Annotated in this window: 9 protein-coding genes; 1 reads left to right on the top strand and 8 read right to left on the bottom strand. The window is 37.6% G+C overall.

From position 1 onward, the window contains the following. Nucleotides 1-60: 60 nt before the first annotated feature. Entirely contained in the window at nt 61-750 is a 690-nt protein-coding gene (locus ACB104_RS12410) for an NUDIX hydrolase (RefSeq protein ID WP_370479181.1), read from the top strand. A gap of 17 nt (nt 751-767) precedes the next feature. On the opposite strand, the gene ACB104_RS12405 is transcribed toward ACB104_RS12410, so the two are convergent. The 8 genes from ACB104_RS12405 to ACB104_RS12370 all read right to left on the bottom strand — a co-directional run bounded on the left by ACB104_RS12405 (nt 768) and on the right by ACB104_RS12370 (nt 13,066). Then, on the bottom strand, nt 768-2,588 hold the full coding sequence (locus ACB104_RS12405) for a DUF8034 domain-containing protein (RefSeq protein ID WP_370479179.1): 1,821 nt from the start codon (nt 2,586-2,588) through the stop codon (nt 768-770). Between the two features lie 71 nt (nt 2,589-2,659). Next, a complete protein-coding gene (locus ACB104_RS12400) occupies nt 2,660-4,015 on the bottom strand; it encodes a glycoside hydrolase family 28 protein (RefSeq protein WP_370479177.1) in 1,356 nt (451 codons plus the stop codon). 21 nt (nt 4,016-4,036) lie between these two features. Further along, on the bottom strand, nt 4,037-5,572 hold the full coding sequence (locus ACB104_RS12395) for an aldehyde dehydrogenase (NADP(+)) (RefSeq protein WP_370479175.1): 1,536 nt from the start codon (nt 5,570-5,572) through the stop codon (nt 4,037-4,039). 7 nt (nt 5,573-5,579) lie between these two features. Further along, nucleotides 5,580-6,503 (bottom strand): 5-dehydro-4-deoxyglucarate dehydratase, encoded by a 924-nt coding sequence (locus ACB104_RS12390; protein WP_370479173.1) that lies wholly within the window; start codon nt 6,501-6,503, stop codon nt 5,580-5,582. Between the two features lie 118 nt (nt 6,504-6,621). Continuing rightward, nucleotides 6,622-8,148: a galactarate dehydratase gene (gene garD, locus ACB104_RS12385; protein WP_370479171.1), complete on the bottom strand. Its 1,527-nt coding sequence runs from the start codon at nt 8,146-8,148 to the stop codon at nt 6,622-6,624. A 13-nt stretch (nt 8,149-8,161) separates the two neighbouring features. Then, entirely contained in the window at nt 8,162-9,592 is a 1,431-nt protein-coding gene (locus tag ACB104_RS12380; RefSeq protein ID WP_370479169.1) for a GntP family permease, read from the bottom strand. A 9-nt stretch (nt 9,593-9,601) separates the two neighbouring features. Beyond that, entirely contained in the window at nt 9,602-10,834 is a 1,233-nt protein-coding gene (locus ACB104_RS12375; RefSeq protein WP_370479167.1) for a glycoside hydrolase family 88/105 protein, read from the bottom strand. A gap of 111 nt (nt 10,835-10,945) precedes the next feature. Next, nucleotides 10,946-13,066 carry a RagB/SusD family nutrient uptake outer membrane protein gene (locus ACB104_RS12370; protein ID WP_370479165.1) on the bottom strand — a complete coding sequence of 707 codons (2,121 nt, stop codon included), beginning with the start codon at nt 13,064-13,066 and terminating at the stop codon, nt 10,946-10,948. Nucleotides 13,067-13,075 lie beyond the last annotated feature (9 nt).

Genomic DNA, 13,075 nt, shown 5'->3' with positions numbered 1-13,075 from the left:
ATATATTTGAAAAATTATTGAATGTCATATAATTTATATTAGCATAAAAATTAGCCACACATGCACAGAGGATATATTCCTGAAGATAAAGTTTTTCTCGCTGTTGATTGTATCATTTTTGGATTTGATGATGAAGATTTAAAGGTACTCCTAATTCAAAGAGATTTTGAACCAGAAAAGGGAAAATGGTCATTAATGGGTGGATTCTTAAAGCAAAATGAAACGTTGGATGACGCTGCAGAGCGAATTCTTCATAGGCTAACAGGGATGCACAATATATATATGGAACAGCTATATGCATTTAGTAATGTTGATAGAGACCCTGTCGCAAGAACCGTGTCTACATCCTACTATGCCATTATCAACATTGAAAAACATAATGAAGAGCTCATAGAGAACTACAATGCCAAATGGTTTAGCTTGTCTGAAGTACCCAAATTAATTTTTGACCATGACGAAATGCTTGATAAAGCCATAAAACGATTGAGAAGAAGAACTTCCATCAATCCAATTGGTTTCGAGCTACTGCCGGAGAAATTTACCATGCGGCAACTGCAAAAGCTATACGAAGCCATTCTAGACAAGAAATTAGATAAAAGAAACTTTATTAACAAAATACGTTCTATGGACATTTTAATAAAGTTGAATGAAAAAGACATGTCATCTTCTACAAAGGGTTCTTATCTTCATATGTTCGATCAGACCAAGTATAACGAGAAAAATGACAACGACTTTTATTTAAAACTTTAAAAGCCCTTTAATTAATTCTAATTAATTTCAAGGATAGAATTACGATTCCAAGGAAATGTTAATGTTGGCTTATTCTTATAACGATGTGCGTAAATCATTAAACGAGCACCAGACCCCGGAGCCAATTTTATGCTAAGATGTTTTTTATTAACAGGTATTTGCTGCCCATCTATTTCAACTTTTATAATTTGATGCTCTGCATAACTTCCTGTCTGTAAAATCAACTCTCGAGATTCAATTTGATTCATGTTTACTAAAGTAACAGCAATGTAATCTTCCTTCATTTCGTCAATTAAAGCAGCAACATCCAATGGAATTCCAGCACGTTGATTAAAGGGGTCAAAGTAGCGTAAACGAGAATGTAATGGTCCTCCTCCCCTTCCAGGATCCAAACCAGCCATCATGAGTTGAAGCAATGAACCTATGGATACCGGGTTAAACTTCATTGGGTCGTCAGCTAGGCGAGTGTCTGGGGTTGTTGTATCTTCCAACATAGCCTCATGTTTTTGTCTGATTCTAGACAAATCTGCACGCAAAACTTGTTCTGGATAGCCTGGATTATTACCTTCTAAGAACTCAATCCAACCATTATTCTTCAAACGGTTTCTTTCTTGTTCTGCTAATGTGAAATAGTAACATTCCAATGCACTCCATTGAACGGGTCTTTCTCTATAGGCATACCATCCATCATCTCCATACATATGTGGGTATTGAACTTTACCGTTTATATTCTTTTTATTTGAGTTTATCTTGTCCAACATATCTCCCCACGCCTTGATATACTTAAAATCACCTGTTAATAAAAAGGCATTGCTAAACCCTATAAACCCTCTATAAACACGTGTTCGGTGTTCAATCTCTCCCGTTTGGGGCACTACAGGGGAAAACGCCCAACCATATGTTCCTCCATACCATTTTCCATTAGTAGCACCTCCGATTTTGCCATCCAAACCAATGTTGCTTGGAATTATTCCATCATTTTTATCCATACGTTCCAACCAAGCATCCACATATTCTATCAACCAATCTTTATATTTTCTTTCACCAGTAAGCATATAAGCATTTACGGCCAAACTTGTGGAACCCATGTTTTGCGGATGGTCGCCTATAATATCGGTATAGTCCTTAAAATGCTCAAGCATTTCAGCATAAGTTCTTTCACCATGTCCAGCTTTAAAACGATTTTTAACCTGAATTGAATCGCCAGCCCAATCTAAACTAGTCGCTTTTCGTAACAACGGACCTCGACTACCATTAAATAGACTCCTAATAATTTTATGTTTGGAATCGTAATTTTGTGCTTCTGGGTCCTCATTTAAATAAAACCCTGCATAGCGCTTTACACGTATTTGATAATCTAAATTATAGGGATCTGAAAGCCCCTGCAAATTAAACACCCTCAACCCTTCACCATTATGCATCCAATCCATCATCACCGGAAATTCTTTGTAATACATACCATCTCGAGCAAATGGCACCTCAACGGTTTTTGCAAGGGTATACTGTTTTAAATGTCCTTCCCAAGCTTTCTTATATAAATGCAAAATTTCATCTGAACCTCCCAAAGCGTGCAATATTGGCCAATTGGCTACATTTTCAATGGCATCATCTGGACCATCATTCGCTCCCCAGCGCTCAACAGCTAAAAGAAAACCTCGCTCATCAAAATATTTATCAAAAAATTTACGACACGCCTCAGTATTTGAATCCAATAACTCGCGTTCCAGTAAAGCCCATGTTGGTGGAGTCATGGGGGTTTTTATCAATATTGTTGTATCAACTGAACCATTATAATTGTTTTGCCCGTTGTGAACCAAAGGCAATAGTAAAAAGACCATAAAAGAACTTAGTCTGAAAAAAATATAACCCATGGGTATTCAATTTTATTAAACAAAAGTATGGCAGTAAACTATTTTACTGAACTCGGAACCCCTTGTTTTTCTCCAATCACGACTTCATTGAAAATAACACCTTTCGTATTTGAAAGTGTCATTCCATTTTTTGACGACATCACAGTTATATTATCTAACAAAACGTTTTCCACTTTATGATTGGGATATCCCTCAATAACAATAGCGGTATTTGAAACATTTGCAAAACTTAAATTTGACAATGTTATATTCGATATTTTCGAGGGATACAAACCGCTTCCTTCCCCATGATAATTAGACGTCATGTAAATAGCATCCTCTACATCTGCAAACTTTATGTTTTGAATGTGAATATTTTCTATATAGCCCCCTCTATCTGAGTTAGTCTTTAAATAAACTCCTCGCTTTAAATAGCCACTGGCTGCGCAATTGTATGCAAAAACATTACGAACCCCGGCAGACATTTCGCTACCTATAACCAAGGCGTGCAGCCCTTTAAACCTGCACTTTCTAATTACTATATTTTCTGAAGGTAATTTAAAATCGGCCCTTCCATCATGGTCTCTTCCCGCCTTTATGGCTATATTATCATCACCATTATTGAAATCGATATCTTCTATTATAACATCACTGGAGTTTTCAATATCTATGCCGTCGTTATTTTTATTGTGTGCATCGTATTTTAAGCCCCGTAAGGTTATACTTTTACTTTTTAGCAAATGAACACACCAAAATGGCGCATCTTCAATTCTTACTCCTTCAATGAGAATATTTTTTGAGTTCACAAATTGAACCAGTTGTGGCCTAAGATAAAACCCCTCGCCAAAAACACGCTTTTCTACAGGAAACTGCTTGTGATTCATTTCCCTGCTTAATTGTTGTCCCTTATCCTGTATTGGTTTCCAAGTTGCCCATAAATCATGTCCTTCACCATCAATTATGCCATCTCCGGTAATGGCCACATCTGTAACATTTGCGCCATAAATCATTGGGCTATAATTATAGAGACTGGTCCCCTCCCAACTCGTTAAAACCAATGGGTAGTCCTTAGGGTTAGTGCCAAAAACAAGTTTTGCCCCTTTTTCTAAATGAAGGTTCGTGTTACTAACAAAATGAATTGGCCCTTCCAGTTTATAAACACCAGCTGGAACTACTATAACACCACCATTATGTTTTTTGCAGCTTTTCATGGCCCTGTCAAATGCAGCTTTGCAATCCTTAATGCCATCTCCCTTAGCACCAAATTTTGTCACATTAATTTTATAATCAGGAATAGCAGGTAATTTAACCCGTTCTTCAATACTATTGACTATTGAATCTTGATTTAATTTTTGAGGAAAAACAAACTGTGCTCCAAAAATTAGACATATTGCTATAAATCGAGTTATTACCATTCTCTTAATTACTTGGCTTTATTATTTTTCTAAATTACCATTAACCAATCTCCAAATATTGAGTTTGTTTTTCGCCTTAAGAGCATCCGGCAACAATCCATCAGGGTAATCTTGAAAACACACAGGTCGTACAAAACGCTTTATAGCATTTGTTCCTACTGACGTTGATTGAGGCGCAGTTGTTGCTGGATATGGCCCTCCGTGAACCATGGAATGACAAACCTCTACACCTGTTGGATATCCATTAATTATTATTCGGCCAACTTTTTTCTCTAAAATATCGAAGAGCTCTTGATAATTCTTAAAGTCTTCATCTGTACCAAAAATCGTCGCCGTTAAATGACCTTCCAAGTCTTTGGCCGCTTTAATTATTTCATTTTTGGAAGAGGCTTCAACTAATACACTTGAAGGACCAAAGTTTTCTTCTGCCAATGATTCATTTTCAATAAGACCAGATATTGTTGTCTTAAAAACTTTCGGTGTAGCTCTGTTAGCTATTTCATTTTCCTTACCCTTAGCCAATTCAACCACATCCTTTAATGATGATATTCGATTAAGCCCTTCATTATAAGCTTTTGAAATTCCTGAAGTCAACATATTACCTGAGGATACTTCTGCTATACTTTCACCTAATTTTTTATAAAATACATTGGTGGCCTCTGAATTTTCAACAAATGATAGCCCGGGGTTTGTACAAAACTGTCCAACTCCTAGGGTAATTGAACCTGCCAACCCAACAGCTATTTGTTCTCCTTTTTCTTTGAGGACTTGTGGCAATATAAAAACAGGATTGGTACTTCCCATTTCAGCAAATACGGGGATAGGTTCTAGCCTACTATTGGCATAATCAAATAAAGCTTTACCACCTCTAAAAGACCCTGTAAAACCTACAGCTTTTATTTGAGGATGTTTTACTAGTAACTCTCCTTGCTTGTTTGAGTTGCTATGAATTAATGAAAAGACACCTTTTGGCATGCCAGACTTTATAGCTGCTTCTTTAATGGCTTTGAAGACCATTTCTGATGTGCCTGGATGTGCTGGGTGACCTTTAAAAACTACAGGGCATCCAGCGGCTAAAGCTGATGCTGTATCGCCTCCTGCTACCGAAAATGCCAACGGAAAATTACTTGCCCCAAAAACAGCCACAGGCCCCAATGGCAATAACATATGCCTTATATCTGGTTTTGGCACAGGGGTTCTATCAGGGATGGCTGTATCAATTCTGGCATCAACCCAAGAGCCTTCCCTTACAACTGCAGCGAAAAGCTTTAATTGGTTTACCGTTCTCCCTCTTTCACCTTGCAATCTACCAAAAGGAAGCGCAGTCTCTAAATGGCATCTTTCAAGCAGAGCATCCCCTAAATTCAATATTTCCTCGCCTATTTGATCTAAAAAATTGGCTATACTGCTTTTATCTTTTTTTCTGTAAATGTCAAATGCCTTTGTTGCTTCTTCAACAACTTTATTAATTTCTTCTTCTGAGGCATTAATAAATTCTCCTTCCAATTTTTCATTGGTAAAAGCATTTATGCCATAAAACACGTTTTTTGAACTCATAAGTTTATTATTTTATTAAAGTTCCTGCCTTGTCAATCAATTTCTGTAGTTCCTCTACTTCCTTAGAATTAGGCACAGGTAGAGGGGCACGAACATCCCCTGCACTTTTTCCAATTAATTTTGCACCAGCTTTAATTAAGCTTACCGCATAGCCTTGGGCATTACTTCTTAATTTAACAAAAGGGATAAAAAACTCCTTTAAAATCAAATCAACCGTTTTCTTATCTCCAGCGCGAAGTGCTTTGTAATAATGATTGGCCATTTCGGGAACAAAATTGAAAACTGCCGATGAATAGGTGTTTACACCAATAGATAAGTAGGCTTCTGAAATAATTTCGGCTGTTGGCACCCCTCCAATGTAGGTCAAACGGTCGCCAATAGTCTTAATTGTTGTATTTAATGCCTCCATGTTTCCAGTACCATCTTTAAGGGCAATGAAATTAGGACAAACCTCTGTAAGTTTTTGAATGTACTCAGCTGGAAGAATTCCATTGGCGCGATTATAATAAATTACAGGTAACTTGGTGTTTTGCATGATTGTTTTGGCATATTCATAAACACCACTTTTTGCACATTCGGTAAGGTAAGGTGGCATTAAGAGCAATGCATCAATTCCGGAAGCCTCTGCCATTGAAGCAAACTCGATAGCCTCTGGAATACTGCGGCCAACACTTGAAACCGTGGGCACGCGACCTTTTACCGTTTCTGAAGTAATTTTTACAATTTTTTGGTATTCGTCCTTAGATAAGGAAAAGAACTCTCCGGTACCTCCTGCAACAAATATGGCAGAAACTTCATGAGTAATAAACCACTCCAAGCGATCGGCAAAGGTTTTTCCTTTAAACTTTCCTTCATTGTCCATATCGGTTACTGGAAAGGACAGTAGCCCATCGCCAAGGGCATTTTTTATTTTTTCAAAATTCGAATTCATGTGTCTATATTTATTGTTTTTTAATGGCCTCATGTAACATCCAAATTATCATTCCCGCTGTGAGGTTAGAAATTAACAATGGATGTTTCATCTTATATTTTTTATATAATTTTTTAATCTATGTTAATGGTCCTGGGTTAAAAAGCACCAAGTCGTTATGTATTCCCAAGACATCGCAAGCCACTTGTTTTTTGCCGCTCGCCACATCCAGAATCATATGGAATAACTCCCAACCCATTTCCTCAATTGTTTTTTGTCCTGTTGCAATTTTACCAGCATCAAAATCTATGATATCGAACCAGCGGTTACTTAATTTAGAATTTGTACCCACTTTAATCACAGGCACCATTGACAACCCATAGGGTGTACCACGTCCAGTCATGAACAAATGAACATTCATTCCTGCTGCCAACTGCAAAGTACCACAAACAAAATCACTTGCTGGTGTAGCCGCAAAAGTCAATCCCTTTTTTCTTATCCTTTCTCCTGGTTTTAAAACATCCACAATGGGGCTAGTTCCTGATTTTGCAACAGAGCCCAAAGATTTTTCCACTATGGTACTTAAACCACCCTTTTTATTCCCTGGAGAAGTATTTTCACTTCTGTCAACACTGCCCTGCATAAGGTAATTATCATACCATGCCATTTCTTCAATCAATGCCTTTGCCACTTCTGGGGTTTCTGCTCGCGGCACCAATAAATGGATGGCATCCCGTACTTCCGTAACTTCAGAAAACATAACACTGCCTCCAGCCCTCACTATTAAATCAGCCGCAAAACCCGCAGCTGGATTTGCCGTTAAACCTGAAAATGCATCACTCCCCCCGCATTGCATACCTACAACCAAATCTGAAGCAGGACAGGTTTCCCGCTTTCGTTTGTTTAATTTTTCCAGATGGATTTTTGCTGTTTCCAAAATGCCTTGCACCATCTCATTAAATCCGTGAAATGATTCATCTTGCATGTAGGTAATTGAATCTCCAGATTCATCTTTTCCACTAACGAGACGTTCGGGTCGCAATTTTTCACAACCCAAGCCCAAAACCATAATTTCACCACCAAAATTTGGATTGATAGCAATATTTTGAATAGTTCTGATGGGCACTATAGCAGCTGGTGCGTTTATAGCTACTCCACATCCATAACTATGCGTTAAACCTACAACATCATCTACATTTTTATATTGAGGCAATAATTCGGATTTTATCTTTTTAACTACAAATTCAGTTAACCCTGCAACACATTGCACACTATTGGATATGGCCAAAACGTTTTTTGTGGCAACAGTACCATCTGTATTTCTATATCCTTGAAATGTATAACCTTCTAAAGGCTCAATTTTATCATGATTTGGTTTGGGCATTGATAAATACTTCAATTCCGGAGGTTGTGGCAACATCATATTGGTTTCATTAACCCACTGACCTTGTTTTAAATCTTTATCGGCATAGCCTATAATTTCTGCATACCTAACTATAGGTTCTCCTTTTTTAATATCAGTCAAGGCCACTTTATGCCCATTCGGAACATATTCTACTAGAGAAAAACCGTCATCAACCAATGCTCCCTTTTGAATTCCGTCTTCATTGGCCACAATGCCTACGTTATCCTTTGGGGTTGTTTTTATTAAAATATTTTTACTCATCTTCTTAACAAAATTATGCAAACGGTAATAGTTTTGACCCAATCATAATGGCGATTAACCCAGCTAAAGCCATAACCATCAATAAAACTGAAAAATGCCGAATAGTTTCCTTCTCTTTCATTCCAGACATTTCAGTAATGATCCAAAAAGCACTATCGTTCATCCATGCAAATATTTTAGAGCCGCAGCCTATAGCCAAAGCAATATAAACAGGGTGAAATGCCAAACCTGCATCTGCAATACCCCCAATAATTCCAATAGTTGTTACCATGGCAATGGTGGCTGAACCCTGTGCACTCCTAACAATAGCTGTTATTATAAATGCCATGGGCAAAATAGCCATTTGGTAGTTTGCTGATAATTCCTGAATTCTAATGCCAATACCCGTTTGCTGTAGCATTTGTCCAAATGCCCCACCAGCCGATGTGATTAAAATAATCATACCAGCACTTGTTAATGCTTCGTAAATATACTTTTTAAAGTGATCAAACTGCTTCTCTCTAGACCACATCAAATACATTGCAAGAATTGCCGAAATGAAAAGGGCAATATTAGGGTCTCCCAAAACAGAAAATATGGTTGTTATAGATTCTTGGGTTACCGTTAAATCGGTTTTGCCTTCAAAAAACATTTTTGAAAATGTATTTCCGGTAATTAAGAAAATAGGAAGAACAACCGGTAAAAGCGATAAGGATAGGCTTGGTAAATCTTTATTATCAACTTCTGATACTTTTTTTAGCTCCTCTACACTGATATCTGGGGTACTCCTCATTGGCAAATCCCATCTCATGTTCGCCCATTTGGCATAGCCATATCCGGCCAAAATTGTAATTGTGCCGATACCAATACCGCCAATCATCATGACCCCTAAATCTATCCCCATGGTTTCGGCAACAAACAAAGGGCCGGGCGTTGGTGGAATCAATGAATGTGCCATCACACCCCCAGCTATTACAGCCATTAAGTACAACCCAAACTTTCTCGGGTTTTTAATGCCCAAAGATTTTATTACTGGTATCATAAGATAAAAAACCGTATCGAAAAACACTGGAATGGCCAAGGTAAAGCTGCTAAATAACAATGCAACCGAACTGTTTTTCTTTCCAAGGACCCGTAATAGCCCACGGACGATTCTTTCTGCTCCTCCACTCCTCATTAAGGAAGTGCCTATTATTGAAGCCAGTGCTATTAAGATTCCTATTTTTCCACTGGTATTTCCAAAAGCTACACCTAGCCTTTTCCCGAGACTAACTTGTGAAAACTTTAAAGCTTCTTGCTCGCCCATTCCTGTGCTAATAGCAAAACCGTAAATCAGTTCGGGTGGGGTTAATAATGCCGTTACCAAAGCTGCCAATAATAATGATATTACAGCGTGTAGCCGAAGTACTAATATACAAAACAGCACAACAGCAGTGCCAATAAGAATAATTATAATTGGATCCATAATATTTTGCTATCGATCTAATTCTAGCGCAGCCAAAATAAAAGGTCCGAGCGCATGAGAATTATCTGTTAAAATAGGTTCGCTCATATAATATTCAAACGATCCATCTCTATATGGGTTTCCACCTAGGCCTGCACTTTTACATACCTGAGTAATGTGGACCTCTCCGTCATCATCAACCTTAATAAGTTCCTCAATTATTCCATCAAACCCCTTTAATGCCACATTTTTATAGCCTTCCGGCAAGTAACCTTTATTAACTCCTTTTGCAAGGGCATAGGTTAACATGCACGACCCAGAAGCTTCCAAATAATTAGGTTCTCTATTCGACATATTAGGCACTTGATACCATAAACCTGTTTCATCCTGATATTTTTCAATAGCTTCAGCCAATTGATTTAAATAGTCAATTAAAAGCTGTGTATTTTCATTATCTTCCGGAAAATAATCCAAGGTATCAACCAGTGCCATGGCATACCAACCTAAAGCACGAAGCCAAAAGTTTGGTGCAGTTCCTGTTTCCTTATTTGCCCAATCCATTTGCTTGCTTTCATCCCAAGCATGATAATACAACCCCGTTTCCTTATCCAAAGTATGGTCGTGAAGTAATTTGAAATGATGGACCACATCATCCAACTTTTCACCGTTTTCAAATTTGGTATTATATTGAGCATAAAAAGGTTGCCCCATGTACAAACCATCCAACCACATTTGATTTGGGTAAATTCTTTTATGCCAAAAACCTCCTGAGTGCGTTCTTAAATGTGTTTCTAATTGGCTTCTTAAGGTTTGTAGTGCGGTAAGGAATTTTTGGTCATCAGTTTTTTCATAAATATCAAACAGTATTTTACCTGCATTGATATTATCAATATTATAATCCTCTAGTTTATAATTTTTAATTTCTCCTTCGAAATTAATCAGTGTATCGGCATAATCCTTTCCATAATTGAAGTAGATTTCATTACCCGTTACTTTATAAAGTTTTTGAAGAGACAAACAAAACATGCCAATTTTATAATCCCATTTTGTTTCTGTTTTGTCATCAATTTGCCAAGCGTTTGGATATCGGTGAATAACCGATAAAGCCATGCGCTCAGACCATTTTAAGGAATCTGGAATTAAAATTTCTTGGACATTGCTTTGATTGCTTTGACTTTGATCTTTCTGTTTACAACCAATAGAAACAAATACAATAAATGCTAAAAAAATAGCTTTCGATAAAGTGATTGTTTTAAAAACCATACATTAAAATTAGTTCAGTTAAGCCAATGCTATATTGATTGACTAACTATTAAAAAATAGCCCGCAACAAAGTAAGTAGCGGGCCATTTTAAAATTAATTAATTGTTTTTACTACTCTAAGGCATGTCCGTAGCCTTGTGTTAAATTTCCGTTAGAGGTACTTAACGTAGTATACCCTAATGGCATAATGTAGCGAGGTGGTACACCCGCTGCATACGACCCATCTGGATACCCCAAGAAAAAGTCATCTGTATACTCTGCCTTATTGTTAACAAGGTTTATACCCCAAGGAGATAACTGGTAGCCATCAGCTAAAAGTGCTAAACCTTCTACACTTGCAGGGTCGATATATCTAAACATACCATGTTGAGCGATATGGTTCATTTGAAGCTCTGGCGTTAATGTTGCAAGATAATCTCCCCATTGATTGCTCGTACCTCTCCATCCTGGGACCAAAACTGGATAAGTTGGATCCGACTCGCTCAAACCTTCTGGTGTTTGGTAAGTCATCAAATCCAAAGAGGGATCAACATCTTTAATCTTAACTTTTTTAGTGAAAATATAACTTGAAATTTGAACACCATTTGAAAAGGTATAATACCCATCAGTTTCCAAACCAGCAATCATTGCACGCATGTTATCACGCATTTCCTGAATATGTTTTGGAAAAGTTCCAAACAAAATGGTATCCCAACGTCTTTTACCTTCTCCTCCCATTTCAAGTTTAAGCTCTTGCTCAATACCTTCTAACAGTATTTGACCAGACATAGCATCTACATAAGAATTAACCATAGTTGCTTGATTTGCAGATGAAAAAGCACGGGAACGCACTTTTTTGAAATAGGTTTTTGCAGTTGTCTCATCGCCAGTTGCCGCAGCAGCATAAGCTAAATCCAACATTACTTCGCCTAAACGAACTTGTTGCCAGTTTACCCCAGATCTACGTTGAGAAAAAACTGGAGGATCTGCCATACGAGACTCGTCAAATTTATTACTGGCTAAACCACCTCTTTCACGATTACCACGTACCCAACTCATTAATATTTCTCCAGCCTTACCAGTATTACCAGTAAAGCAAGCGGTTACATCTCGACGTTTATCTGCTGGATCAAAATCATTATAAACATAATAAGGGTTTATACGACCTTGTCCGTAAGCCTTGTTAGGATGGTCATTACTTCCCGCACCACCTGAAGGACGCCCCCAAGAATAAGGCCAATCTGAATTCTGGAAACGTGTGTATCCACACTCAAATAACGATTCAGGACTAATCTCCAAATCCAATAGGTATTGGAAGTTACGTTGGAATGGATTGTCAAATTGTGGCCCCCTATCATCGGTCTCAATTAAGTATGCAGAACCCAAATTATTAAGGGTTTCAAGAAAATATTCTTTGGCTGTAGCCATATAACTTTGCCAATTGCTATTCCTAACGTATTTAGCTTTCCATTCTGAACTTTCCTGTCCCCATTGTTCAAAAGAAATACCTTCATAATCAAAATCAGTACGACGCAATTGGAAACCAGCGGCATCAAATGCCAATCTTGCAGTCAAATAATAAGCATAAGACCCTGAAAATATTTCAGCGGTTCTACCATTCTCACCAAGATTATACATTAGCGGCGCAGCTTTTTTAAGAGCTGCTATTTCACCATCATAAATTTTATCACGAACAGTATAACCCAATGTATCTGTTTGAGCTGTGCTCGTAATAGGATATGTGTAGTATGGTACATCACCAAAATAGCTAATCAATAATTTAAAATTAGTTGCTCTATGGCAAAGAGCCTGACCATAAAGGTCAGTCCAATCATTTGCTACACCTGAGGTTAAAGCCTGTTGATATTCAGGCTTGCCTTCAATAGCAGCCATCATAATATTGGCTCTGGCAATTATTTCATACCCTTCATTCCAGGTATTAAGAGAATTACCGTCATTAATGTCATAAGGAACTGGAAAAAGACCCATTGGTATATGACGGGCTTGAGCAGAATAAGGCTCTGGATGATGTTCCGCATCAGACCCAACTGACACCACATCGTAATACAAATTTTTGTCTAAATCATGCCAAATATCATACAACCCATTCAAAACCTTTTGAGCTTCATCAGGCGTTCCAAATACAAAAGAATCATCAACACTCGAAGGTGCCTGTACTTGGAGGAAATCTTTATCACATGATGTGTTCACCAGAACACAAGCAGTGAGGATTAAATAAAACAGTTTTTTCATAATTTATTT

This window comes from Tamlana flava (assembly GCF_041287255.1).
Classification (GTDB): domain Bacteria; phylum Bacteroidota; class Bacteroidia; order Flavobacteriales; family Flavobacteriaceae; genus Tamlana; species Tamlana flava.
The sequence above is the reverse complement of the archived record's forward strand: the minus strand, read 5'-3'. Positions and strand labels throughout refer to the sequence as shown.

Coding starts and splice junctions, on each gene's coding strand:
- ACB104_RS12410 (WP_370479181.1), top strand. CDS start 61: ATGCACAGAGGATATATTCCTGAAGATAAAGTTTTTCTCGCTGTTGAT.
- ACB104_RS12405 (WP_370479179.1), bottom strand. CDS start 2,588: ATGGTCTTTTTACTATTGCCTTTGGTTCACAACGGGCAAAACAATTAT.
- ACB104_RS12400 (WP_370479177.1), bottom strand. CDS start 4,015: ATGGTAATAACTCGATTTATAGCAATATGTCTAATTTTTGGAGCACAG.
- ACB104_RS12395 (WP_370479175.1), bottom strand. CDS start 5,572: ATGAGTTCAAAAAACGTGTTTTATGGCATAAATGCTTTTACCAATGAA.
- ACB104_RS12390 (WP_370479173.1), bottom strand. CDS start 6,503: ATGAATTCGAATTTTGAAAAAATAAAAAATGCCCTTGGCGATGGGCTA.
- garD (WP_370479171.1), bottom strand. CDS start 8,148: ATGAGTAAAAATATTTTAATAAAAACAACCCCAAAGGATAACGTAGGC.
- ACB104_RS12380 (WP_370479169.1), bottom strand. CDS start 9,592: ATGGATCCAATTATAATTATTCTTATTGGCACTGCTGTTGTGCTGTTT.
- ACB104_RS12375 (WP_370479167.1), bottom strand. CDS start 10,834: ATGGTTTTTAAAACAATCACTTTATCGAAAGCTATTTTTTTAGCATTT.
- ACB104_RS12370 (WP_370479165.1), bottom strand. CDS start 13,066: ATGAAAAAACTGTTTTATTTAATCCTCACTGCTTGTGTTCTGGTGAAC.